Source organism: Aminobacter carboxidus, from assembly GCF_014863355.1.
GTDB classification, from domain to species: Bacteria; Pseudomonadota; Alphaproteobacteria; order Rhizobiales; family Rhizobiaceae; genus Aminobacter; species Aminobacter carboxidus.
Window position 1 is genome coordinate 1 of record NZ_JACZEP010000021.1, and the last position, 22,916, is coordinate 22,916.

A 22,916-nucleotide genomic window follows, 5' to 3' on the forward strand; every position below is an offset into this window, starting at 1 on the left:
AGGTTGACGACATGGTGCGGGAAGGGAGCCGAGCCAAGCCACGGTCTGCCGTGCTCAGCACGACGACCAGGATCCTGACGGCCTCCTTCCCGCATTCAATCTACACCAAGCCAAACACACAGGATCCTCGACACTCTCCGCTCGCTTTGCTCGCTCACGAGGTCGAGGATGACGAACTTCATAATCGTCACCGCCAATCGCAGACGTTCGATCACAAGCTTGCCAACCGCCGACAATCCAACGGCGGACGTTCTAATCGCAGACGTTGGAGATTTGTGGCGACGCCCACTACACCCGTCATTCCCGACCTCGTGAGCGAGCAAAGCGAGCGGAGAGCGTCGAGAATCCTGCGTGTTCAGCTTGGTGTAGAGTGAATGCGGGAAGGAGACCGTGGGGATCCTGGTCGCCGTATTGAGACACGACAGACCGCGGCATGGCTCGGTCCCTCCCCGCATCCACCGTCAACCTGCACAGTTGCACGAGGCTGCACCACCAGACCTCGCACCACAGGAAGAGGTTCCATGACGATACACCACAGCTACATCGGTTGCGACATAGCCAAGGCGATGATCGACGTCTTCGACCCAGTCAACGGCCGGCTCAGCCGCGTGGCCAACCAAGCCGCAGCACTTGCCGACCCCGACGGCAATCGGATCGACGTCGGCGAGCGCATCTGAGTTCTCTTCACTTTTACGGGGTGCTGCTCCGGCAGCGTAGAAGCCTCTGACTGCAAGTCATGTTCCGGTCGGTCTCAGCGAGTGCCGGCCGGTTTCTTTTGTCGTCGCCGATGAATCCAGTTGCCCGTCACGATAACGAAACTGACCAACCACCGTGGCAGGCCATTTCGCAGGAAAACTGCACGGTAGTCCTCGCTACGCCGCTGAACAAAGCCCTCGTTGCTCAGATCGGGCAAAGATTGAAGGATCGCCTCCGCCCCATGGTTGTCGATTCCGTTCGGAACTTTCGTGGCAAAAGCCAATTCTCTGCGCAGGCAAATTTGTTCGACCCGTTCCCGGATGGCTTCCTCATAGCCAAATCCCATCCGAAACAACCGCGCATGCGTTGCTTCGTGCACGATGACGGAGGCAATCAAATCGGGCGCTGTCGTTTCTACGAACTGCTTGTCGAGATCGCAGGTCCAGCCCAAGTGCCTGAAGCGGCCAACGCTTCCGGGGATCGCCCATACCCAAATCTGCTCCAAGTCACGGATCAGGCAGCTATAGCGAATGGGATCATGTTCGCGGATAAGATCCAAAGCGGTCTCGACGCGATCCACATTGGCCATCTCCGATGCAAGGACTCGCACGCCGTCGATACGGCGCGTGTAATGTGACTTGGATACCAGCCACTGCAAGAAATGAAAGACGATGCTTGGGCGCGCTGATTTGGGCGTGCAAGCAGCCGCTGGGCGCTGAGGTTTGCCTATTTTCCCCGCGCCTTCGGCCATGAAGGTCAGTTACGGTCGTCGGGGAAGACCGGCAGCGGCAGGAATTCGATGCCGTCTTCGGCGAGGCCCTTGGCTTCCTCGATGGTGGCGGCACCGTAGATGCCGCGGGCCTCGGTCTCGCCGAAATGGATCTTGCGCGCTTCCTCGGCGAACTTGTCGCCGACATTTTCAGCGTTCTCGCGCACCTTTTCGGACAGCTCCTTGAGAGCCGCCATCATCTTGCGCTGCTCCGCACCCATGGCGAGCGCCATCTTTTCCTGCTTGCGCGAGGTCGAGACGGCAGGCGCCATCAGCGCCTTTTCGACCTTCTGCGAGCCGCATTCCGGGCACGAGACAAAGCCACGCTTGCGCTGGGTTTCAAAGTCGTCGTTGCTGCGGAACCAGCCCTCGAAGTCATGCGCGTGGTCGCAATGAAGCGAAAAGCGGATCAAGACGCGGCTCCCCGGAGCGCTCCCTGGCCGGCTCCGCGCAGCGCCACGCCGAACTCGCGCGCGTTCTTGAGATTGGGGATTTTCTTGCGCGCGTCGGCCGAATGCTGGGTGTCGATCTCGGCAATGATGACGCCGGGTTCGTCATGCGCGGCCTCGGCCAGGATACGGCCCCACGGATCGATGATCAGCGAATGGCCGAAAGTCTCGCGGCCGTCCTCGTGCTTGCCGCCCTGGGCCGAGGCGATGACGAAGGCGCCGTTTTCGATGGCGCGTGCGCGCAGCAAGGCATGCCAGTGGGCAAGGCCGGTCTGGCGCGTGAAGGCGGCCGGAACGGTCAGCACCTCAGCGCCGGCAAGCGCCTCGGCGCGGAACAATTGCGGGAAGCGCAGGTCATAGCAGATGGCAAAGCCGATCCTGGCGAGCGAGGTATCGGCAACGACGGCCTCGGTGCCCGGCTCATAGGCCGAAGATTCGCGCCAGCTCTCACCATTGTCGAGGTCGACGTCGAACATGTGGATCTTGTCGTAGACGGCAAGCGTCGCACCGTCGGGGCCAAACAGGAAGGCGCGGTTGGCGAGCTTGCCGTCGGCGCGCACGATCGCCGTCGAGCCGACATGCAGATGGATGCCGAGTTCGGCCGCGAGCTTTCGGCCGCTGGCGACGATCAGGTCGCGGTCTTCAGAGGTGAAGGCCGCGGCGCGCGCGTCCTTGTCGCCGACGATGGCGCCGGTCATCTCAGGTGTCTGGACATAGGTCGCGCCCTGGCCGGCGGCCTCGCGCACCAGCGCCTCGAAATCGCGCGCATTGCGCTCCGGCTCCTTGCCCGAACGCATCTGCACTGCCGCTGCCTTGAAAATCGCCATGGTCGGTCCTCGGTCCTATGCGCCGGCGGTGAGAAGTTGGTCGAGCCTGCCTTGCGCATCGAGGTCATGCAGGTCGTCGCAACCGCCGACATGGGTGTTGCCAATGAATATCTGCGGGAAGGTGGCGCGGCCATTGGCGCGCACAATCATTTCCTGCCGTAGCTCAGGCGAGAAGCTAGCGTCATGCTCGGTGAATGCAACGCCCTTGCGCTCCAAAAGGCGCTTGGCCGCAGTGCAGTAGCCACACATCATGCGCGTATAGATAGTCACATCGACCATGACGAAAACCCGTTGTCCTTGGTCGACTATATAGTGTCGGTATCGTCGGGCCGGAAGTCCCCCGGCAACACACGCGCGAAGGTCAACACATCGACGGCGCCGGCGCCGCCCTTGCGGAGCGCCCGCGTCACCGCCGAAACCGTGGCGCCTGTGGTGTAGACGTCGTCGATGACCAGCACCCGCCTGCCCCTGATATCGATCTCCGCTTCGGGCTCAACGACGAAGGCCGCGCGCACATTGTCCTCGCGTTCGCCCCGGCCGAGACCGATCTGCTGGCGCGTGCGCCTGATCCGGCTGACCGCCGTCGGCACGAAAGGTACACCCGAGAGCGCAGCTACGGCACGGGCAAGCTCCGCCGACTGGTTGTACTGGCGCCAGAAGAACCGCCGCCAGTGCAACGGCACCGGCACGACGACCTGCGCATCGGTGACGAGCTCGGCGCCCGCCCGCAGCATCCACTGCGCCATCCATGGCGCAAGGTCGGTACGGTCGTGGAACTTGAGGCCCTGGACCAGGCGCCGGGCGATGCCGGTATGGGCAACGGCAGCGCGCACCCGGTTGAAGGGCGGCGGGTTGGCGATCGCCTCGGCCGACAGGAAACTCGAGCCGAAATCATGGGAAAACGGGGTGCCCATCACCTCGCACCACGGCTTTTCGAGAAAGCGCAGCTTTGGCCAGCAGGCGCCACACAAGGCACCTGTCTGCGTGACATGGCGGCGGCAGCCGGCGCAAGCAGGCGGAAACAGCATCCGCGCCGGCCATGCAGCGACTGACAGTGCGAGGCTCTTGATCTCCGGCATCGGATCGGCCACGACAGGTTGGGGTCGGGCGACCATAGCAGAAACCCGGCAAACAAGGACATTACGACGTGCAAGCCATTTTCGACGCCAGCCTCGTGATCGCGCACCGGCGCCGCGCCCTGGCGCAAGGCGTGGCCGGCGCCGACTTCCTGATGGCGCGTGCCGCCGAAGACCTCGGCGAAAGGCTGTCGACGGTCGAGCGCAGCTTCGAGCGCGGTGCTGCGATCTTTTCGGTCAGCCCGGCGGCAGCGGCGGTGCTGGCCGCCAGCGGCAAGGTCGCCGAACTGGTGCGTGTCGAGGCCGACCAGGCCTTTCTCGGCGGTGGGCCAGGCATCGTCTCCGATCCCGAAACCATCGCGCTCGAGCCGGCAAGCATCGACCTCGCTATATCGCTTTTGGCGCTGCAGGAGGCCAACGACATTCCCGGCCAGCTGATCCAGATCCGGCGCTCGCTGAAGCCGGACGGGCTGTTCCTCGGTGTGCTGGCCGGCGCCGGCACGCTGGTCGAACTGCGCGAAAGCCTGCTTGCTGCCGAGACGGAAATTTCAGGCGGCGCCAGCCCGCGCGTCATCCCCTTCACCGACGTGCGCGACGCCGGCGGGCTGTTGCAACGGGCGGGATTCGCCCTGCCGGTCGCCGATGTCGAGACGGTGACGGTGCGCTACGACACGATGTTCGGGCTGATGGCCGATCTCAGGGCGATGGGGGTGACGAGCGCGCTGGCCGACCGGTCGCGCAAGCCGGCGACGCGGCGGCTGTTCCAGCGCGCCGCCGAGATCTATGCCGAGCGCTTTTCCGACCCGGACGGGCGCGTGCGGGCAAGTTTTTCGTTCGTCTGGCTGTCGGGATGGGCGCCTGACGCCTCGCAGCAGAAGCCGCTCAAGCCGGGTTCGGCGCAGGTGTCGCTGGCAGAGGTACTGGGGGATGAGGTGCTCGGGGCCAAGGTGCTCGGGGATGACGGGAAGAGCTAGCCTCCAAGGCGGCGTCAGGGCGTAGCAACCTTGGTGCTGATGTTTTCCCAATAGGCCTGAAGTGCGGTGCCGAACTGTCCCAGCCCGCCGATGATTCCCATCGCGATCAGCGTCGCGATCAGGCTGTATTCGATCGCTGTTGCGGCTCTTTCGTCCCTGAGAAATCGCCTGATCATTGGTCGCGTCCACCCGTCTTTGTTGCGTAAGACCATAAGGCCGACTGATTAAGAAAGGTTAATGGCGCAGGCTTAACGGGCGGTGAAGCCCCGGGCGCATCGGCTGAAGATCGCAACCGATATTCAAAACGCCCGATGCGCGGATGTCAGTTGCCGGCATCGTCAGCACTGGCCGCTGCGCTGGCCGTTGTCGGTAATGACGCAGACCGACTGCGGCGTATCCTGCAGCACGCTGCGGCGCAGCGTGTAGCTGGCATTGCGGCTGACCGAGCCGGTGGCCGTGTAGTCGAGGCCGTCGAACCGAACCTGGTTGAGCAGCGGGCGCGTCTTGTCGGCGAGGAAGGGCGTGGCAAACAACGTCAGCGCGATCGCCAAAAGGCCAAACAACAGCGCGACACGCAGCATGCCGGCCCTAGCCCGGGCTGCCGGGGACGATCGCTCGGGGCGGATGAGGTCCCACTCGTTGTCAGCCTGCATTGGCAACGTCCCTCGCAAAAAGCCGTGTCGATGCGCAGCCGAGACAGGCGGGCGCCATTCAATTTTTCACGATTGGATAAACTTTGGCTTAACGCTGCCGCAAAGGCCGCGTCAGAGCAGGTCGATGAGGAACGGGATCAGCGGCTCGTCGGCGGGCGGCATGGGGTAGTCGCGCATCTGCTTGGGCCGCACCCACTTCAGCACCTGGCCTTCTTTCGGCTCCGGAATGCCCCAGAAACGGCGGCAGACATAAAGCGGCATCAACAGATGGAAATCGTCGTAGCTGTGGCTGGCGAAGGTCAGCGGTGCAAGGCACGCCGTCTTGGTTTCGATGCCGATCTCTTCGCGCAGTTCGCGGATGAGGGTCTCTTCCGGCGTCTCGCCTTGCTCGACCTTGCCGCCGGGAAACTCCCACAGGCCGGCAAGCGACTTGCCCTCGGGGCGCTGGGCCAGAAGCACGCGGCCATCGGCATCGACGAGCGCGCAGGCAGCCACCAGCAGCAGGCGTTTTCCCTGTTGGGTCAAGTCAGGCCTCCGGCGGGCGGCGGTAGTGATAACGATAGACTTCCTTGAAGCCCATCTTCTTGTACAGGCGGATGGCGCCCGCATTGTCGGCCTCGACCTGCAGCCAGGCCTGGCGCGCGCCGCGCAGGCGGGCCCATTTCAGTGCCGACAGGATCAGCCGGTGGCCAAAACCCTTGCCGCGCTCGGCCTCGGTGGTGGCGATCTCGAACAGCCCGGCAAGATCGGTGTCGTGGACGCAGATCGCGGCCGTCACCGCCTGCTCGTCCTGTTCGAGCACGAACATGCCGGCTTCCGGCTGGATCGCGCCGATGATCTCGGACAGGCCCGGCCTCAGCGACGGGTCGAGCCCGTGCACCGCCATCGAGGCGCTGACGAAACGGCCGATGTCCTTGAGCGGGATCTGGTCCATGGCGTTTTCGACGACACCGTCGTCGAGCGACAGCCGCATGACCATCGATTCCGAAAACGTGCTCCAGCCCTCGCGGTCGAGATGGGCGGCGATCGCCGGCCCCGACAGAGGCGACATGCGGAAGGTCAGCGGTCGGCCATAAGCCTCGAAGCGGCGGCTGGCGCGGGCGATGCGGTCGGGAATGTTGCGGATGTCGGCGGGGTCGAGCGGATTGACCGAGTTGAGCCGCTTGGCTGGATGGCCCGCCGTCAGGCGGACCAGCCAGGTGCCGTCATAATGAACCGCCGCCGCCGGCCAGGCACGAAAACCCGCCGCCTCGTAGCGGCGGACGATCGCGAGTTCATGCGACGGGCGGTTCTGGTTCACGGCGCTATCAGCTCCGGTAGTCGCCATTGATGGCGACATATTCCTTGGTCAGGTCGCAGGTCCACACCGTCGCCTTGCCGCGGCCAATGCCGATATCGGCGCGGATGACGATGTTGTCGCCCTTCATATAGGCCGAGGTCGCCGCTTCCGAATAGCCCGCATCGCGCTCGCCATTATGGGCGAGGCGGTTGTCGCCGAACCAGATCGACAAAAGATCGCGGTCGGCCGGCTCACCAGCCTTGCCGACGGCCATGACGACGCGGCCCCAATTGGCGTCCTCGCCGGCGACCGCCGTCTTGACCAGTGGCGAATTGGCGATCGACAGCGCGATGCGCTTGGCCGAGCGCGCCGACTTGGCGCCGGTGACAGTGACTTCGACCTGCTTGCGCGCGCCCTCGCCGTCACGCACGACCTGAAGTGCCAACGTCTTGAGCATCTTGTTGAGCGCCCGGCGGAACGCGCTGAGGCGCGCATCCTTGGGATCGGTAATCTTTGGCGCACCGCGCTTGGCGGCAGCACCTGTGGCAAACAGCATCAGCGTGTCTGAGGTCGAGGTGTCGCTGTCGACGGTGACGGCATTGAAGGTCTTGGCCGTGCCGCGCGACAGCATGTCCTGCAACACCTCGGCAGATATCGGCGCATCGGTGGCAACGAAAGACAGCATCGTTGCCATGTCGGGCGCAATCATGCCGGCACCCTTGGCGATGCCGTTGATGGTGACGTCGGTGTCGCCGAGCTTGACGGTTGCCGTCACCACCTTGGGATAGGTGTCGGTGGTCATGATCGCCTTGGCGGCCTCGGTCCACTGGTCGGGCCGGGCGTCCTTGACCATGCCCGAAAGCAGGTGGGAAAACTTGCCGGCATCGAGCGGCTCGCCGATGACGCCTGTCGAGGCCAGGAACACGTCGCTTGGGGTGCAGCCGGCAGCCTTGGCCGCGGCCTGGCCGGTCAATTCAGTGGTCTGGCGGCCCTTCTTGCCGGTGAAGGCATTGGCGTTGCCGGAATTGACGATCAGGATGCGGGCCTTGCCGCCGGACAGATTCTGGCGGCAGAAATCGACCGGGGCCGAAGGGCATTTGGAACGGGTGAACACACCGGCAGCCGTCGTGCCCTCGTCGAACACCATCGCCAGCACGTCGGTGCGGCCCTTGTATTTGATGCCCGCTTCGGCAGTGGCGATGCGCACGCCGTCGATGGCCGGCATCTTTGGGTATTTCTTGGGCGCGAGCGGGGAAATGGCGTCGGACATCGAAAACCTCGATAGGCTCGAAAAACGGTAAGGCAAGCCCCGTTTGCCCGATAGCGCTCGGCTTCGCAAGGCGTTTTCACCTCACCAAGCCGTGGTCCAGCCTCAACGCACAGCCGGATTGAGGAAGTCGCGGAACAGGCGCTGGACGGTCGGGATCAGGCCCCAGATCATCGCCGACACCATCAGCGGCGCAATCAGCAGCGTGCGCTGCCAGATCGTCCAGCCGTCGGTCAACGGCATGATGATGTAGAGCAGCGCGGTGATCAGCGGGTAGACGCCGAGCAGCACCATCAGGGCGAAACGCGGGCGGGAAAAACGGGTTGGGGAGGCAGTCATCGTCATCTCCATCGGAACGAAACGTTTCGTTATATAAAACGGGCCGTTTCGTTTCGTCAAGAGCTGGTGTAGAGATTGTTCGGCAATGAATGCCGCAACGATGCACGCCGGAATGAGGTTAAGACCCAAATGAGCCCCGAAGCAGACAGCGCGCGCAAATCGATCGGTGCCAAACGCAGCCTGGAAAGTGCCGAGGCGATCCTTGAAGCGGCGGAAGCCGTATTGATCGAAAACGGCTATTCCGGCTTTTCGATCGAGGCGGTGGCGCGCCGGGCGCGTGCCGGCAAGCCGACGATCTACCGCTGGTGGCCGAGCAAGACAGCGCTGCTGCTCGAGGTCTACCAGCGCCAGAAGCGCGATATCGCCTACTCCGACACCGGCGACATCGAACAAGACCTGTTCATCTTTGCCAGGAGCCTGTTTGCGCAGTGGCGCGAAACACCGGCCGGCAACATCTTCCGCTCGCTGGTTGCCGAAGCGCAGCAGGACCCCGCCGCCGCCGAAGCGCTGGCGACCTATGCCGCCGGCCGCCGCGCCCATACCGGCAAGCTGATCGAACGGGCCAAGGCGCGCGGCGAAGTGGCCGCCGATGTCGACCCGACCCAGGTCGCCGATCTGGTCTCGTCTTATGCCTGGGTGCATCTTCTGACCGGCCGGCTCGACGAGGACGAGGCTACCCTCAGGCAAGCCATCAGGCATATTGTCCACGGCATCGCTGTCAGGGGGTAACTCGCAATGCACGATATGGGGGACGACACTCGCGACGACACTGGGCCGCCATTGCTGCCGATCAGCCTGATCGTGGTATCGGATTATCTCTCCGATGACGGCGACGGCGAGTTGCGCCAGTCGCTTGCCGCCTATCTGCACGACAAGGCCGGCGTTCCGGCCGAAATCATCGTCATGCTGCCGGCCGGCAGCAGCTTTTCCTACAGCGCGCCGTCGCTACCAGGCGCTGCGTCCGTCGTCGTCGTCACCCACGACAGCGACGAATCCTCCCAGCTCAAGGATGCCGCACTGCCTTTTTGCCACCAGCCGCTGATCGCGGTGGTCGAGGCCGACTGCCTGCCGCAGCCCCGGTGGATGGCGACGCTGTACGAGGCCCTCGACCAGAACGCCGCCGTCGAAGCCGTCTCCGGCCGGACCTCTTATGGCGACGGCAGCATGATGAAGCGGGTGATGTCGCTGCTCGATCGCGGCTTCATCGAGTGCCGTGACCGCCATGGCAAGGTCATCCACGTCTCCAGCAACGGCGCCATCTATCGGCGCGCCCTGCTCGAGCGTTATCGTTTTCAACCCGGCCAGGGACCTTTCGTCAGCGCCCATGTCAGGCAGGACGCGATGAACGAGGACGGCATCGTATTGGCAGTCGATCCGCGCGCCGTTTCCATCCATGCCTATGAAGGGCTCGGCTTCATCTGGGACGTGCGCCGCAACAAGGGCTTTCAGTTCGCCGTGATGAAACTGCGCAAACGCAGCGATCGCTCGCGGCTGGGGCTGGCGGTCAGCGCGGTGATGGCTTCGTTCAGGGAAAACCACCGGACCATCAAGGCGGTCGGCGACCAGTTCTGCCGACCGGTCGACTGGCCCCTGCTGTGGCTGATGATGCTGGCGGTGCGGGTGCCCGAATTCGTCGGCGCGCTGGCCGTAGGCGACCCCGCCGACTTCAAGGCCTCGACCCGCTATCGCTGACGCGCGCTTGCGGTAACGCAACGTCATCAACACAAACAAAAAGGGCGGCGCCATCGGCACCGCCCTTTTTTAATGGGAAACGTCGAAAATTACTTCGACGCGTCGATGGCGTCGATTGCCTTCTTCAGCGCCGGATCGGTGATCTCGACCTTGCCGGCGGTGCGGACCTGCTTGACCAGCTCGATGTATTTTTCGCGGATCAACAGCGAGCGGACCTGGTCCTTGACGGTGTCGAATGCGGGCGGCTGCTGCGAGCGCTTGTCCTCGACCTTGATGATGTGCCAGCCGAACTGCGTCTGCACCGGCTCCTTGGTGTAGGCGCCGACTTCAAGCGCAAGCGCTGCCTTTTCGAACTCCGGCACCATCTGGCCGGGGCCGAAGAAGCCGAGATCGCCGCCCGAGGTCTTGCCCGAGGGGTCGGTGGTGTTTTCGTTGGCGAGCTTCTGGAAGTCGTCGCCGGCTTCGAGCTTCTTGACGATCGCGTCGGCCTCTTCCTTGGTCTTGACCAGGATGTGGCGGGCATGGACCTCGTTGACCGGCTTCTGGGCGGCGATTTCCTTGTCGTAGCGGGCGCGGATCTCGTCATCGGTGATCTTGCCGGCGACTTCCTTTTCCACCAGTTCGCCATGCAGGGCGCGCTGGTCGAGGAAGGCAACGCGACGCTGGAAGTCGGCATCCTTGTCGAGGCCCTTTTCGACCGCCTGGGCGGCCATCAGGCGGATCTCGATGATCGACGACAGGGCTGCGGCGCGGCGCTGCTCCGGCGGCAGGTTGCCGAACTGCTGGCCAAGATCCTGCTCGGCGAGCGTGATGTCGGCTTCGCTGACATTCTGGCCGTTGATCGTCGCCACGATCGCGTTCGGATCGACGGCAGCGGCTGCAGGGGCAGCGGCCTGGGGTGCAGGCGCTGTTTCCTGTGCAACCAGCGGCAGCGACGACAGCGCCACAAGCCCGGCGGCAAGCCCGACGCGGGCAAGCGAGGCGCTACGGAACGAAAAAGACATCTAAACTCTCCGGTGGGGTGATGACCGCACTTCCAAATCAACCTGAATGTGGCGGAATTTGGCGTCTCCGGCAGGCTCGCTGCAACGTTGACATAAGTTGTGCCCCCTCTTATCTGTCCATCGTCTTCGCGTCCAGAAGGGTTTTTCCGGGCGCTTTTCGTGTTGAGTCTGCCACCTTATGTTCCCCGGCAGGTTCGGCCGGCGGACAGTCGGCTTCATTCGAATTGAAAGGACCACTTGATGGTCAGTCTCGGCGGTCTCGCCCGTAAGATTTTCGGTTCCTCCAACGACCGCCGGGTCAAGTCGACCCGGCCCCGGGTGGAAGCGATCAACGCACTGGAAAATGAACTGCAGGCGCTGACCGACGACCAGCTGCGGGCGCGCACCGAGCAGTTCCGCCAGGACATCGCCAATGGTGCGTCGCTCGACGATCTGCTGATCCCGGCCTTCGCCACGGTGCGCGAAGGCGCCAAGCGCGCGCTCGGCATGCGTCCCTTCGACGTCCAGATGATCGGCGGCATGGTGCTGCACGGCCGCGGCATCGCCGAGATGCGCACCGGCGAAGGCAAGACGCTGGTCGCCACCTTGCCCGTCTACATCAACGCCCTGACCGGCAAGGGCGTGCATGTCGTTACCGTCAACGACTATCTCGCCCGCCGCGACGCCGAATGGATGGGCCGTCTCTACAAGTTCCTCGGCCTGTCGGTCGGCATCGTCGTGCACGGCCTGTCCGACGAAGAGCGCCGCGCCGCTTACGCCTGCGACATCACCTACGCCACCAACAACGAACTCGGCTTCGACTATCTGCGCGACAACATGAAGTATGAGCGCGCCCAGATGGTGCAGCGCGGTCACTTCTATGCGATCGTCGACGAAGTCGATTCGATCCTGGTCGACGAAGCCCGCACGCCGCTGATCATTTCCGGTCCGCTCGAAGACCGTTCGGAAATGTACAACACCGTCGACGCCTTCCTTCTCCATCTGGTTCCGTCCGACTACGAGGTCGACGAGAAGCAGAAGACCGCCATCTTCACCGAAGAAGGCACCGAGAAGATGGAAAACATGCTGCGCGAGGCCGGCCTGCTCAAGGGCGAGTCGCTCTACGACATCGAAAACGTCGCTTTGGTCCACCACGTCAACAATGCGCTCAAGGCGCATCGCCTGTTCCAGAAGGACAAGGACTACATCGTCAAGGACAACGAAATCATCATCATCGATGAGTTCACCGGCCGCATGATGCCGGGCCGCCGTTTCTCCGAAGGCCTGCACCAGGCGCTGGAAGCCAAGGAACATGTGGCGATCCAGCCCGAGAACCAGACGCTCGCCTCGGTCACCTTCCAGAACTATTTCCGCATGTACGAAAAGCTCGCCGGCATGACCGGCACGGCACTGACGGAAGCCGAAGAATTCGGCAACATCTACAATCTCGACGTCACCGAAGTTCCCACCAACCTGCCCGTCAGCCGTATCGACGAGGACGACGAGGTCTACCGGACGGTCGAGGAGAAATACAAGGCGATCGTCCGCGAGATCAAGGAAGCCAACGCCAAGGGCCAGCCGACCCTGGTCGGCACGACCTCGATCGAAAAATCCGAGCAGTTGGCCGAGCGGCTGCGCAAGGACGGCTTCAAGGATTTCGAAGTCCTCAACGCCCGCCACCACGAACGTGAAGCAGCGATCGTCGCCCAGGCCGGCAAGCCGGGCTCGATCACCATCGCCACCAACATGGCCGGCCGCGGCACCGACATCCAGCTCGGCGGCAACGCCGACATGCGCATTGCCGACGAACTGGCCGACATGCCTGAAGGCCCAGAGCGCGACGCCAGGGAAAAGCTGATCCGCGAAGACGTCGCCCGCCTCAAGGAAAAGGCGCTCGCTGCCGGCGGCCTCTACGTGCTTGCCACCGAGCGCCATGAAAGCCGCCGCATCGACAACCAGCTGCGTGGCCGCTCCGGCCGCCAGGGCGATCCGGGCCGCTCGAAATTCTTCCTGTCGCTGCAGGACGATCTGATGCGCATCTTCGGTTCCGAGCGCATGGACGGCATGCTGACCAAGCTCGGCCTCAAGGAGGACGAGGCGATCGTCCATCCCTGGATCAACAAGGCGCTGGAAAAGGCGCAGAAGAAGGTCGAGGCGCGCAACTTCGACATCCGCAAGAACCTGCTCAAATATGACGATGTGTCGAACGACCAGCGCAAGGTGGTGTTCGAGCAGCGCATCGAGCTGATGGATGCGACCAGCCTGACCGAGATCGTCGGCGAAATGCGCCATGACGTGATCGAGGATCTCGTTTCCAAGCACATTCCCGAAAACGCCTATGCCGAGCAGTGGGACGTCACCGGGCTCAAGGAAGGCGTGATCCAGTATCTCAACCTCGACCTGCCGATCGAAGAGTGGGCCAAGGAAGAAGGCATCGCCGAAGAAGAAGTGCGCGAGCGCATCACCGCCGAAGCCGACAAGGTGGCCGCCGACCGCGCCGAACGCTTCGGCCCCGAGGTCATGACCTATGTCGAGCGCTCGGTGGTGCTGCAGACCATCGACCATCTGTGGCGCGAACACCTGGTCAATCTCGACCATCTGCGCTCGGTCGTCGGCTTCCGCGGCTATGCCCAGCGCGATCCGCTCAACGAATACAAGGGCGAGGCCTTCGAGCTGTTCCAGGCCATGCTCGGCAATCTGCGCCAGGCGGTGACCGCGCAGCTGATGCGCGTCGAACTGGTGCGCCAGGCTGCCGACGCGCCGCCGCCGGAAGCCCCTGAAATGCAGGGCCACCACATCGACGGCACCACCGGCGAGGACGATTTCGGCGAGGGTTCGATCGCCGTGCTGCAGGACAGCCGCGTCGTTGCCGCCGAGGACCGCGACCCCAACGACCCCGAGACCTGGGGCAAGGTTTCGCGCAACGAGGCCTGCCCCTGCGGTTCGGGCAAGAAATACAAGCACTGCCACGGCACCTTCGCCTGAGCGAAGGTTTGAGGCAGACACCAAACGACAAAGGCCTGGCGCTCAGCCGGGCCTTTCTCATTCATGGCTGTTCGTTGGCCAGTTCGATGAGATTGCGCAGCGCCGCCACGCCCAGGCTGTTCATGTGCTTGCGCCCGAGCGCAATGTCGATGCGCATGGCGATCTCGTGCGGATCAGCACCACGGAGCTCGCTTATCCGCTCGATGCCGATCTCTTCGAGATAGCGGATCATCTGCGGCCCGATCGAATGGGCCCGTCGCATCGATTTGCGTTCGTCTTGCGCAATCATCGCGGCCCCCTCGCCCGTTGTTTGCTCGACCCAACCGTTTCTTAATGGCTCTGAGCTACATGCTGTCAGCGAAATCGCGGAAGATGGAGTATCGAGTTGCGTTTTTCCGCAGCGATGACGGCCGAAAAGTGGCTGCCGGGGCAGATTGCCGCGCGCCTCGCGCCGTTGCTGCGCCGCGTCGATGCGGTTCTGTTCAGCACCGATGAACGCGGCGAAGCCGGCCGCATGTCGCTGGTTGCCTTTGCCGTGCGCATCGTCAGTGCCGCCATCGCCTTTGTCAGCCAGGTGCTGCTGGCGCGCTGGATGGGCAGCTTCGAATACGGCATCTTCGTGCTCGTCTGGGTGACGATGATCATCGTCGGCTCGCTGTCGTGCTTCGGCTTCCACACCTCGATCATCCGCTTCATTTCCGAATACCGCGAAAAAGGCATGCTCGACGACCTGCGCGGCGTGCTGGTGGCCAGCCGCCTGTTCGTCATCATTGCCTCGACCGTCATCGCAGCGCTCGGAATGGCCGGCGTCTGGGCCTTTTCCGGCCGTATCGAGAGCTATTACATCGTGCCGTTCTTCCTCGGCATGATCTGCCTGCCGATGCTGGCTCTGTCAGACGTGCTGCAGGGCCTGGCCCGGGCCAATTCCTGGGCCTTCGCCGCCCTTGTGCCGACCTACATCACCCGGCCGGTGCTGATCCTGGTGTGCATGGCCATAGCCGTCGCCGCCGGCCTTGCGCCGACGGCGGAGACGGCCGTCCTGGCCTCGATCATCGCCACTTATGTGACGACCATCATCCAGCTGATCAGCGTCACCCAGCGCACCGACAGGCGCATCCCCGCCGGGCCGCGCAACATCAGGCTCGGCTACTGGCTCAAGATCTCGCTGCCGATCTTCCTGGTCGAAAGCTTCTTTTTCCTGCTCACCAATGCCGACGTGCTGATGGTCGGCTTCTACATGGAGCCGGACAAGGTCGCGGTCTATTTCGCCACCGTAAAGACGCTGGCGCTGGTGCATTTCGTCTATTTCGCCGTCAAGGCGGGCGTTGCCCAGCGTTATGCCCGGATCGCCCATGGCGAGAGCGAAGAGCTCGGCGGCTTCGCCCGCGAGACGGTGTCGTGGACGTTCTGGCCGTCGCTGGCCATGGGCGTGCTGGTGCTGCTGCTCGGCGAACCGCTGCTTGGCATGTTCGGCCCCGGCTTCGCCGACGGCTATCCGCTGCTGTTCCTGCTCGTTGCAGCGGTGGTGGCGCGCTCGGCGGTCGGCCCTTGCGAAAGCCTTTTGACGATGAGCGGCTACCAGAATGTCTGCGCCATGGTCTATGCCGCAACGCTGGCCCTCAACATCGGCCTCAACGTGCTTTTGATCCCCACGCTTGGCCTGTGGGGCGCGGCGATCGCCACTTCGGCGGCGATGATCTTTGAGGCGACTGCCCTTTCCTTCACTGTCTGGCGCAAGCTCGGCATCGTCATGGTCCTGTTCATTCCCACCAAACGCACGGTAGAGAACGCCTGATGGCAGCCATCCCGCTTCTCGAGGAAACCAGCGGCGGCCCGGCGGGCTCGCTGATCGCCGGCATTGCCGGCTTGCCGGCCGACGCCGCCGACCTTGCCCATCTCGAACTGACTTTGGCCGAACGGCCGCTGCGCCGGCTCGCCATCTATCCCGCTTCCGCCGGCTTCGACCTGGTCGAGGAGCTCGACCATCTCTGCGCCCGCACCATCGAACCCAACGTCTTTTTCAACCCGCGCTTCCTGGCGCCGGCGATGCCGCGCCTGGAAGACCGCGAGGTGCGCCTCGCCGTCATCCGCGACGGCACCGAATACCGCAGCCGGCTGCGGCTTTTGGTGCCTTACTCGGTGGAAAAGCCGGCGATACCGCTCGGCATACCTGTGATGCGGACATGGTCGAGCCCGTTCGGGCCACTCGGCACGCCATTGCTCGACCGCGACGACCCCGAAGGGGTGATCGCCGACTTCTTCGCCATGCTGGCCCGGCCGCATCTCAAGCTTCCGAAAGTGTTCGTCATGCCCGACATGCGCCTCGACGGCGCGGTGGCGCGGATGCTGAGTGCTACCGCCGAAAGCCGCGGCCTGCCGCTTGTCGTGACCGGCCAGTTCGAGCGCCCGTTCCTCGAGAGCGACGCCGAAGGCGAGGATTATCTCCGGGAATCGCTGGGCAGCCGCCACTACAAGGAATTCCGCCGGCTCGGCCGCCGGCTCGCCGACCAGGGCGTCGTCGAGCACAAGGTCGCCCGCACCCAGGACGACGTGCGCCACGCCATCGAGCAGTTCCTGACGCTCGAGGCTTCAGGCTGGAAGGGCCGCCAGCGCACCGCCATGGCGATCGACCGCTACCGCGCCGCCTTCGCGCGCGAGGCCGTGCACCGCATGTCGGAGCAGGACATGTGCCGCATCCATTCCCTGACACTCGATGGCCGCACCATTGCCAGCCTCGTCGTCTTCGTCGAGGCCGGCGTCGCCTATACCTGGAAGACCGCCTATGACGAGGCGCTGTCGGCCTTTTCGCCTGGGGTGCTGTTGATGATGGCGGTGACCGGCCAGCACCTCGACGACCCCAACATCATGATGACCGATTCCTGCGCCGTGCCCGACCATCCGATGGTCTCCAAGATGTGGAGCGAGCGCAAGCCGATGGGCACCTTCGTCGTCGGGCTGACGCCTGATGCCGACCGCGTCACCCGCCAGGCCGCCTCGCAGCTGCATCTCTATCGCGAAACACGCAAGCTCGCCGTCAAGCTGCGCGACCGCGTGCGCGCCCTGCTCAAGAAGCGCTAGAGGTCCGTCTTCGGGCTCAGATCGTCTTCGCCTCGCGCCTGGCGCGGTCGCGAAAGATACGGCGGATGACCTTGCCGGTGGTGGTCAGCGGCATCGAATCGACGAACTCGACCTCGCGCGGATATTCATGCGCCGACAGCCGCTCGCGTACCCAAAGCTTGATCTCCTCGGCAAGTTGCGCGTCGCCCGCAACCCCGTCCTTGAGCACGACATAGGCCTTGACGATTTCGGTGCGCAGCGCGTCGGGCTTGCCGACGGCGGCAGCCAGCGCGACCGCCGGATGGCCGGTCAGGCAATCTTCGATCTCGCCGGGGCCGATGCGGAAACCGGCCGAGGTGATGACGTCGTCGTCGCGGCCGAAGAAGGCGACATAGCCGTCCTCGTCCTCGATGCCCTGGTCGCCCGTGGTCATCCACTCGCCGATGAACTTCTTTTCCGTCGCCTCGGGGCTTTGCCAATATTCGAGGAACATCACCGGATTGGGCCGGGCAATGGCGATCTGGCCCGGCTCGCCTGATGGCACGCGCCGGCCTTCGCCGTCGATGATGGCGACGCGGTGGCCGGGGACCGCCTTGCCGATGAAGCCGCCACGACTGACACCAAGGCCGGCTGAGGACGCCAGCACCGCGTTGCATTCGGTCTGGCCGTAGAACTCGTTGACGACGAGCCCGAGCTCGGCGGCGGCCCAGTCATAGGTCTCGCGCCCGAGCGCCTCGCCGGCCGATCCGACGCTGCGCAGGCTGAGCCGGAAGCGCTTGCCGATGTCGGGCACGGCCTTCAGCATGCGCAGTGCGGTCGGCGGGATGAAGGCATTGCGCACCGCCATCTTTTCCATCAGCAGCAATGCTGCCTCGGGCGCGAATTTGTCGAAGCGGGCGGCAACCACCGGCAGGCCGAAATAGAGCCCGGGCAGCAGAAGGTTGAGCAGGCCCCCAGCCCAGGCCCAGTCGGCCGGCGTCCACAGCAGATCGCCTGGCTGCGGCAGGAATTCCTGCGCCATCTGGATGCCGGGCAGATGGCCGAGCAGCACGCGATGGCCATGCAGCGCGCCTTTGGGCGGGCCTGTCGTGCCGGAGGTGAAGATCATCATCGCCGGATCGTCGGGATGGGTGTCTTCGGCAACGAAGACGGGCGAGTGCGATGCCACCAGGCGATCGAAATCATCGACGTCGCCGCCACCGACAACGATGATGGTTTCGAGCCCGGGCAGCCGGCCGCTGATCGGGCTCAACTTGGCAAAACCGGCCTCATTGGTGATGATCGCCCTGACGCCTGCCGTCTGCAGCCGGTATTCGAGCGCCTCGACGCCGAACAGCAAGGCCAGCGGCACAGCGATGGCGCCTGATTTGTAGATCGCGACATGGGCGATTGCGGTTTCAAAACTCTGCGGCAGAAGCAGCGCGACGCGATCGCCGCGGCGCACGCCTCTGGCCCGCAAGGCATTGGCAAAAGCGTTGGACTGGCGCGAAAGCTCACCGAAGGTGAGCTGTTCGGCCGCTCCGTCGACACGGTAGTCGAGCACGGCCACCCGGTCGGGATCAACCGCCGCCCAGCGATCGGAAACGGCGGTGCCGATGTTGAATTTTTGCGGGATATGCCAGCGGAAATCGCGATAAAGCGCATCGTAAGTGTCGCGCCGTTCGAGCATGGACGGTCGTCTCCGCTCCTCCGCGAGGGGATCTGCGCCAGAACAAGAACTGGCCGCTTCAGTCAGGCTCTCGCGTAACTCCCGCGCCCAGGCACGTCAAGAAGCGTTGTCGCCATGCCTTGTTGTCACGCCGGCGCAGCATTGGGCCACCTGCCCGCGGTGGGGCCGCGCGCAGGTCGAACGCGCGGCACATCCAACCCGACTTGTTTTGTGCACCTCACCTCACCTGGCGCGACACTACGCCTACATCGGACTTCACCTCGTCGACGATGTCACGCGCCTTGTCTTCTTCCGCCTCACGCTTGGCGTGCTCCTTCCTGGCCGTATCCATGGTGCCGGTAGCTTGATTTGCTTTTGCGCGAACTGTCATCGTCTACCGCCCTTGCGCGACAATGGCAGACACGCTCCCCCAATCACCCCGTTCACCTCAAGGGTGCGCCGCATCGGCCGAGACCGCAGCCAAGGAAGCGGGTATGCTGCGGAAAAACTCCCCTTGAAATCCGCCCTCACCTGAACAACACTTTGGGCATAACAAGAGGGTCTGATCATGGCCGACGCTCAGTACCTCAATCACAAGCTCGAATGTCCTTATTGCGGGACCATTCGCTTACGTATTCCTGAGAATGTAGAGCCGCATACGCCGATCTCGTGCGAGGATTGCGGCGAACATCTTGGTATGTGGGATGAGTTGCAAACCGACTTCGAACGCCAGGGCGGGACAAACGGTGTCTTCCGCATCGACAAGGGCCGGATCAAGCGCCTGGCATGAGACGCAAAAAGCCCCGCCAGCCGAAGCCAGCGGGGCGGTAGATTTTGGGGGCGGGACAGGCACTGGGATCAGCTACCTTGCCCCCTCATCACTACCCGTGATAACGCAACATGTATCGCGAACGCTGCCCTGTTCGCTCAAGATTGAGCTTTAGATTGGGGCACAAAGATATGGATTCCATGTCCATCGTTCGCGAGAACTTCAAGAAACCTCTGTTTTCGTTGCTGTTGAGCGCCAGTTTGTTAGGCCCCGGTGCAGCACGTGCCGGAGAGAATGGCCCTATTGATTGGTCGGGCGTCTATCTGGGCGGCATGATTGGATACGGCTCTGGCAATACCAGCGCATTCGATGGCGAACATTCCGATGACATCGGCTACTCGGGGGCCATCGGCGGCCTAACAGCTGGCTACAACAAGCAGTTCGGCAACTTGGTCGTTGGCGTCGAGGGTGACGTTGCGGCGGCGAGCATGTCGGGTAAAGGCGACGGTGGCGAGGACTGGGGCTGCGGTGATGAGGACATCTGCACGTTTCAGGTTGATTGGACCGCAACGCTGCGCGCTCGTCTGGGGTATGCGGTCGGCCCAGTCCTGCCCTTTGTTTCAGCCGGTGTGGCGATAGGTCGTGTCAGTGGTGAACTTGATGGCGCGTGTCCAGGCGACAATTGGTGCGGCAGCGACACCAAAGCGGGATGGACCGCAGGCGGCGGCTTGGAATGGGCTTTCAACGACAAATGGTCGGCCAAGGCCGAATACCTGTTTGTCGATCTGGGAAGAGCCCATTTTGGCGATGGAAACGGCGATGGCTTTTACGCCGACTTCAAGTTCCATACCGCGCGGTTAGGCGTGAACTACCACTTCTAATCGCCGTTCGACGACAAAAACGCCCCGCCACCTTTCGGCAGCGGGGCGCTTGGAAGTCGGCTTCAGGAGAATGATCAAGGCAGCTTGAAGCCGCCGCCCATCATGAAGGCGACAATGGCCAGGATGATGCCGCTGATGACCAGCTTGGCGATCCAGTTGAGCGTGCCGCTGACGCCGTCGATCTTGGCATCGAGCGTCGAAAACCGCATATCCATGTGCTTGAACTGCTCGTCCTTGCGGGCCTCGGCGATGTCGCTCTGGCGCTGCCGGGCTTCCAGCGCAGCCAGGCGCTGGTCGCGGCTTGCGCCTTGATGCTCGAGAGCCACCAGCCGGGAACGCAGGTCGCTGTCCATCTCGCTGTTCCGTTCGCTCATTGCAGCGCCCTCCCCGCCAGCCAGCCGATCAACAGGACGTCGTTGATCGGCATGACGAGAACCGTGGCCTGGGCGATCATGTCGACCTGCCGCAGAGTTCTTCGCGCAGCTTGAGGCTGGCCAGGTGGCGCGCTGCCTCGTCGTCGCTCATGACGTCATAGACCTGTTGCCGATAACGCATGTCGGGGCCAAGGCAGATGCTGCCCCGGGCTGTGGTGCAGGCAGCAGCTCCGGTCAGCACGACGATCAGAAGCAGGATCCGCGTGACGAGATCGAGCAGCCGGCGCTTCATGGCCGTATCCTCATAGCCAGTGTCCTCATGGCCCGTGTCCTCATGGACGTGTCCTCCTGGTTGGTCCTGATGGCCGCGTCCTTTTGGCGAGCTCGGCGCGCAGCTGCTCTGGAGACATCGCGCCAATGTCCGATTGCACCTCGTCGGCGATGTCCCTCGCCTTCTGCTCGGCCTTCGCCTGTATCTCGCGCTCGCGGCGGGCGCCGCGGCTGTTGCCTCGGAGGAAGGCGACAAGCGCTGCCAGCACGCCGCCGAAGATCGCGATCAGTGTCGGGCTGGAGAGGAGGAAGCCGATCATGGTCATGAGCCCCTTCCCCGACGCTGCCGCGTGACGGCGATGACGAGCACGACGGCGACGAGCCCGAATACGCAGCCCATCGCGGTCAGCGCCTCGCCGACAGTGACGGCGCGCGCCGTCATTTCGCCCAGCCGAAGCTGCGCGCCGCCCAGTACCAGCCCTCGGCAACCAGCGGCGCGATGATGCCGAGGCCGGTGCTGACCCAGGCGACGATCTCGGGATCGGCGATGAGCGCCTGCTGTTCCTCGGGCAGGATCCAGCCGAGCGCCAGCAGCGGAAGCGTCACATAACGAAGCAGGATACGGATGATCGGGGCCATGGTCAGCGTCCTCTGGAGAACCAGGCGGCAATCGCCCTGGTGATGAGGTGCAGGAAGAAGGCCAGCCCCTTGGCCGGCCCGGCGGCATCAGGCGATGGTGCGGGTTTCACAGGCGCCGGCGCAGGCGGCTCTTCGGTCCCCACTGACGCAGGTGACACCGGGGCCGCGTCAGGCTGGGCCAGTTTCAGTGCCGCCGCGCGAACGCCGGAGACGCGGGCGGTCCAGCCCGTGCCGAAGCTCGGCCAGGTGTTCAGGCCGCGCAGGAACCTCATCCGCCTGTCGCACAGGTCGTTGATAACGGTGGCGCGCATCATCGCTTTGGTCGCATTCAGCGTGGCCGGGCCGATCCTGCCGTCCTGTACGACACCGACGACGCCCTGCAGGTATTTGGCCGCCCTGCCCTGCCCGCTGTTCACGGCAAAATCGAAGACGGCATAGTCGATGCCGTCGGGAAGCTCAGCGCCATGCACCGCGTCCCAGTAGAAGCGGCGGTAGACAGTGGCCAACTGCGCGTCAGTGATCTTGCGTAGATCGTCTTTGGTCGCGTCCGGCTTCACGTAGCGGCGGAAATTCGCCAGCGTCACACCCTTCATGGTGGCGCCGCCCGGATCGGCCGGATGATCCGACCAACCACCTTCATGTTTGAGGACGAGCTGAAGAGCCCGCGCAAAGTTGCGGTCCATGAGAAGTCCTTCGGTTGGGGGTTAGTTTGAGCAGCACAGCAGACGCGGTGACGCAACGTCGCGTTCGTCCGACGATCTGACATCGACGGAATGGCTTGATCACATTGGGGCCAGGCACCATATTGCGATTGCGCCTCTCACCGTTTCGGGAGTGACGCTTTCGGTTGCCGGCTTTCCCGGCATGCCACCTCAATAGCAGCGCTGACGCATTTCAAACGACCGCTGGCGCTGTTCTCAAAATTTGGAGGCTAAATGTCTATTGCAACGCCCTTCGCGCTGCCGGCAGAAGTTCTGTCCGAAATTGCAAATGGAATGCCCGCCATCCAGGCTTACCGCCAATATTTGGGCTATTCGATCAGCGCCGTCGCTGTGACAAGTGGGCTTACGGTCAGTGAAGTCGAAAGCATCGAGGCCGGGCATCGCTTCGAAAAGGGATACCGGGACCGCATTGCGCGAGCCCTCGGCCTTCCGGAAGGCATTTTTGACCAAATGACGGACGTCTCGGACGCCGCGTAGTCCTGATAGGCCCCGCAGCAGTGAGCGGGGCCATCGCCTCTTCCTCCACTGGGGGTCGGCCAGGTGCCAGACGGCCCCGCACTGGCATGG

At 63.7% G+C, this 22,916-nt stretch carries 31 protein-coding genes; 11 read left to right on the forward strand and 20 right to left on the reverse strand.

Features of this window, described 5'->3' with window-relative positions; translation table 11 throughout:
• On the forward strand, positions 1 to 374 hold a 374-nt coding region (locus IHE39_RS30485), incomplete at its 5' end, for a hypothetical protein (RefSeq protein ID WP_210327724.1).
• A 147-nt stretch (positions 375 to 521) separates the two neighbouring features.
• Positions 522 to 677, forward strand: a complete 156-nt coding sequence (locus IHE39_RS29370; RefSeq protein ID WP_192569018.1) for a hypothetical protein — start codon at positions 522 to 524, stop codon at positions 675 to 677.
• A 74-nt stretch (positions 678 to 751) separates the two neighbouring features.
• Here the strand turns inward: IHE39_RS29370 and IHE39_RS29375 are convergent, their stop codons facing one another.
• Genes IHE39_RS29375 through IHE39_RS29395 form a run of 5 tightly spaced genes read right to left on the reverse strand, consistent with a single transcriptional unit; the run spans position 752 to position 3,832 of the window.
• Positions 752 to 1,447 (reverse strand): hypothetical protein, encoded by a 696-nt coding sequence (locus tag IHE39_RS29375; protein WP_192569019.1) that lies wholly within the window; start codon positions 1,445 to 1,447, stop codon positions 752 to 754.
• 5 nt (positions 1,448 to 1,452) lie between these two features.
• Positions 1,453 to 1,878: a DUF1178 family protein gene (locus IHE39_RS29380; RefSeq protein WP_192569020.1), complete on the reverse strand. Its 426-nt coding sequence runs from the start codon at positions 1,876 to 1,878 to the stop codon at positions 1,453 to 1,455.
• Positions 1,875 to 2,741, reverse strand: a complete 867-nt coding sequence (locus IHE39_RS29385) for a carbon-nitrogen hydrolase family protein (protein WP_184773162.1) — start codon at positions 2,739 to 2,741, stop codon at positions 1,875 to 1,877. The genes IHE39_RS29380 and IHE39_RS29385 overlap by 4 nt, the downstream gene beginning before the upstream one ends.
• A 15-nt stretch (positions 2,742 to 2,756) precedes the next feature.
• On the reverse strand, positions 2,757 to 3,020 hold the full coding sequence (grxC, locus tag IHE39_RS29390; protein ID WP_184773160.1) for a glutaredoxin 3: 264 nt from the start codon (positions 3,018 to 3,020) through the stop codon (positions 2,757 to 2,759).
• A gap of 26 nt (positions 3,021 to 3,046) precedes the next feature.
• Positions 3,047 to 3,832 carry a double zinc ribbon domain-containing protein gene (locus IHE39_RS29395; RefSeq protein WP_192569067.1) on the reverse strand — a complete coding sequence of 262 codons (786 nt, stop codon included), beginning with the start codon at positions 3,830 to 3,832 and terminating at the stop codon, positions 3,047 to 3,049.
• 56 nt (positions 3,833 to 3,888) lie between these two features.
• Here IHE39_RS29395 and IHE39_RS29400 point away from each other — a divergent pair, with 56 nt between their 5' ends.
• Positions 3,889 to 4,791 (forward strand): methyltransferase domain-containing protein, encoded by a 903-nt coding sequence (locus tag IHE39_RS29400; protein WP_192569021.1) that lies wholly within the window; start codon positions 3,889 to 3,891, stop codon positions 4,789 to 4,791.
• Positions 4,792 to 4,805: 14 nt separating this feature from the next.
• Here IHE39_RS29400 and IHE39_RS29405 read toward each other — a convergent pair whose 3' ends face one another.
• The 6 genes from IHE39_RS29405 to IHE39_RS29430 all read right to left on the reverse strand — a co-directional run bounded on the left by IHE39_RS29405 (position 4,806) and on the right by IHE39_RS29430 (position 8,329).
• The gene (locus tag IHE39_RS29405) at positions 4,806 to 4,967 is read right to left on the reverse strand and encodes a Flp family type IVb pilin (RefSeq protein ID WP_192569022.1); all 162 of its coding nucleotides are present in this window, start codon (positions 4,965 to 4,967) and stop codon (positions 4,806 to 4,808) included.
• Between the two features lie 162 nt (positions 4,968 to 5,129).
• A complete protein-coding gene (locus IHE39_RS29410) occupies positions 5,130 to 5,444 on the reverse strand; it encodes a hypothetical protein (protein WP_192569023.1) in 315 nt (104 codons plus the stop codon).
• Positions 5,445 to 5,555: 111 nt separating this feature from the next.
• Positions 5,556 to 5,969, reverse strand: coding sequence for a (deoxy)nucleoside triphosphate pyrophosphohydrolase (locus tag IHE39_RS29415; RefSeq protein WP_192569024.1), 414 nt, complete (start codon positions 5,967 to 5,969; stop codon positions 5,556 to 5,558).
• A gap of 1 nt (position 5,970) precedes the next feature.
• Positions 5,971 to 6,771: a GNAT family N-acetyltransferase gene (locus IHE39_RS29420; RefSeq protein ID WP_192569025.1), complete on the reverse strand. Its 801-nt coding sequence runs from the start codon at positions 6,769 to 6,771 to the stop codon at positions 5,971 to 5,973.
• Positions 6,752 to 7,993, reverse strand: a complete 1,242-nt coding sequence (gene argJ, locus IHE39_RS29425) for a bifunctional glutamate N-acetyltransferase/amino-acid acetyltransferase ArgJ (RefSeq protein WP_192569026.1) — start codon at positions 7,991 to 7,993, stop codon at positions 6,752 to 6,754. The genes IHE39_RS29420 and argJ overlap by 20 nt, the downstream gene beginning before the upstream one ends.
• 102 nt (positions 7,994 to 8,095) lie before the next feature.
• On the reverse strand, positions 8,096 to 8,329 hold the full coding sequence (locus tag IHE39_RS29430) for a putative antibiotic biosynthesis monooxygenase (RefSeq protein WP_246471356.1): 234 nt from the start codon (positions 8,327 to 8,329) through the stop codon (positions 8,096 to 8,098).
• A gap of 129 nt (positions 8,330 to 8,458) precedes the next feature.
• On the opposite strand from IHE39_RS29430, the gene IHE39_RS29435 reads away from it, so the two are divergent.
• The gene (locus tag IHE39_RS29435) at positions 8,459 to 9,058 is read left to right on the forward strand and encodes a TetR/AcrR family transcriptional regulator (protein WP_192569027.1); all 600 of its coding nucleotides are present in this window, start codon (positions 8,459 to 8,461) and stop codon (positions 9,056 to 9,058) included.
• A 6-nt stretch (positions 9,059 to 9,064) separates the two neighbouring features.
• On the forward strand, positions 9,065 to 10,021 hold the full coding sequence (locus IHE39_RS29440; protein WP_246485684.1) for a glycosyltransferase family protein: 957 nt from the start codon (positions 9,065 to 9,067) through the stop codon (positions 10,019 to 10,021).
• An 89-nt stretch (positions 10,022 to 10,110) separates the two neighbouring features.
• On the opposite strand, the gene IHE39_RS29445 is transcribed toward IHE39_RS29440, so the two are convergent.
• Entirely contained in the window at positions 10,111 to 11,025 is a 915-nt protein-coding gene (locus tag IHE39_RS29445; protein ID WP_184773143.1) for a peptidylprolyl isomerase, read from the reverse strand.
• A 240-nt stretch (positions 11,026 to 11,265) separates the two neighbouring features.
• Here IHE39_RS29445 and secA point away from each other — a divergent pair, with 240 nt between their 5' ends.
• The gene (secA, locus tag IHE39_RS29450) at positions 11,266 to 13,989 is read left to right on the forward strand and encodes a preprotein translocase subunit SecA (protein ID WP_192569028.1); all 2,724 of its coding nucleotides are present in this window, start codon (positions 11,266 to 11,268) and stop codon (positions 13,987 to 13,989) included.
• A 61-nt stretch (positions 13,990 to 14,050) separates the two neighbouring features.
• Here the strand turns inward: secA and IHE39_RS29455 are convergent, their stop codons facing one another.
• Positions 14,051 to 14,278 carry a hypothetical protein gene (locus IHE39_RS29455; RefSeq protein ID WP_192569029.1) on the reverse strand — a complete coding sequence of 76 codons (228 nt, stop codon included), beginning with the start codon at positions 14,276 to 14,278 and terminating at the stop codon, positions 14,051 to 14,053.
• 96 nt (positions 14,279 to 14,374) lie between these two features.
• On the opposite strand from IHE39_RS29455, the gene IHE39_RS29460 reads away from it, so the two are divergent.
• Both IHE39_RS29460 and IHE39_RS29465 read left to right on the forward strand, forming a co-directional pair.
• Entirely contained in the window at positions 14,375 to 15,784 is a 1,410-nt protein-coding gene (locus tag IHE39_RS29460; protein WP_192569030.1) for a lipopolysaccharide biosynthesis protein, read from the forward strand.
• A complete protein-coding gene (locus IHE39_RS29465; protein WP_184773135.1) occupies positions 15,784 to 17,067 on the forward strand; it encodes a GNAT family N-acetyltransferase in 1,284 nt (427 codons plus the stop codon). Before IHE39_RS29460 ends, IHE39_RS29465 begins: the two co-directional genes overlap by 1 nt.
• A 16-nt stretch (positions 17,068 to 17,083) precedes the next feature.
• On the opposite strand, the gene IHE39_RS29470 is transcribed toward IHE39_RS29465, so the two are convergent.
• Together IHE39_RS29470 and IHE39_RS29475 are read right to left on the reverse strand one after the other, a co-directional pair.
• Entirely contained in the window at positions 17,084 to 18,715 is a 1,632-nt protein-coding gene (locus IHE39_RS29470) for an AMP-binding protein (protein ID WP_192569031.1), read from the reverse strand.
• A gap of 217 nt (positions 18,716 to 18,932) precedes the next feature.
• Positions 18,933 to 19,085: a hypothetical protein gene (locus IHE39_RS29475; protein ID WP_192569032.1), complete on the reverse strand. Its 153-nt coding sequence runs from the start codon at positions 19,083 to 19,085 to the stop codon at positions 18,933 to 18,935.
• A 177-nt stretch (positions 19,086 to 19,262) separates the two neighbouring features.
• Here IHE39_RS29475 and IHE39_RS29480 point away from each other — a divergent pair, with 177 nt between their 5' ends.
• Together IHE39_RS29480 and IHE39_RS29485 are read left to right on the forward strand one after the other, a co-directional pair.
• Complete coding sequence (locus tag IHE39_RS29480) at positions 19,263 to 19,484, forward strand: hypothetical protein (RefSeq protein WP_192569033.1); 222 nt, start codon at positions 19,263 to 19,265, stop codon at positions 19,482 to 19,484.
• 179 nt (positions 19,485 to 19,663) lie between these two features.
• Entirely contained in the window at positions 19,664 to 20,344 is a 681-nt protein-coding gene (locus tag IHE39_RS29485; protein WP_192569034.1) for an outer membrane protein, read from the forward strand.
• A gap of 74 nt (positions 20,345 to 20,418) precedes the next feature.
• On the opposite strand, the gene IHE39_RS29490 is transcribed toward IHE39_RS29485, so the two are convergent.
• The 5 genes from IHE39_RS29490 to IHE39_RS29510 form a co-directional block, all read right to left on the reverse strand.
• Entirely contained in the window at positions 20,419 to 20,718 is a 300-nt protein-coding gene (locus IHE39_RS29490; RefSeq protein ID WP_245432045.1) for a hypothetical protein, read from the reverse strand.
• A 76-nt stretch (positions 20,719 to 20,794) separates the two neighbouring features.
• Positions 20,795 to 21,010, reverse strand: a complete 216-nt coding sequence (locus IHE39_RS29495) for a hypothetical protein (protein ID WP_192569035.1) — start codon at positions 21,008 to 21,010, stop codon at positions 20,795 to 20,797.
• A gap of 40 nt (positions 21,011 to 21,050) precedes the next feature.
• Positions 21,051 to 21,314 (reverse strand): hypothetical protein, encoded by a 264-nt coding sequence (locus IHE39_RS29500; protein ID WP_184773120.1) that lies wholly within the window; start codon positions 21,312 to 21,314, stop codon positions 21,051 to 21,053.
• Between the two features lie 112 nt (positions 21,315 to 21,426).
• Positions 21,427 to 21,627, reverse strand: coding sequence for a hypothetical protein (locus IHE39_RS29505; RefSeq protein ID WP_115732631.1), 201 nt, complete (start codon positions 21,625 to 21,627; stop codon positions 21,427 to 21,429).
• Positions 21,628 to 21,629: 2 nt separating this feature from the next.
• The gene (locus IHE39_RS29510; protein WP_192569036.1) at positions 21,630 to 22,310 is read right to left on the reverse strand and encodes a glycoside hydrolase family 108 protein; all 681 of its coding nucleotides are present in this window, start codon (positions 22,308 to 22,310) and stop codon (positions 21,630 to 21,632) included.
• A gap of 252 nt (positions 22,311 to 22,562) precedes the next feature.
• Here IHE39_RS29510 and IHE39_RS29515 point away from each other — a divergent pair, with 252 nt between their 5' ends.
• Positions 22,563 to 22,826, forward strand: a complete 264-nt coding sequence (locus IHE39_RS29515) for a helix-turn-helix domain-containing protein (protein WP_192569037.1) — start codon at positions 22,563 to 22,565, stop codon at positions 22,824 to 22,826.
• The last annotated feature ends 90 nt before the right edge of the window (positions 22,827 to 22,916 follow it).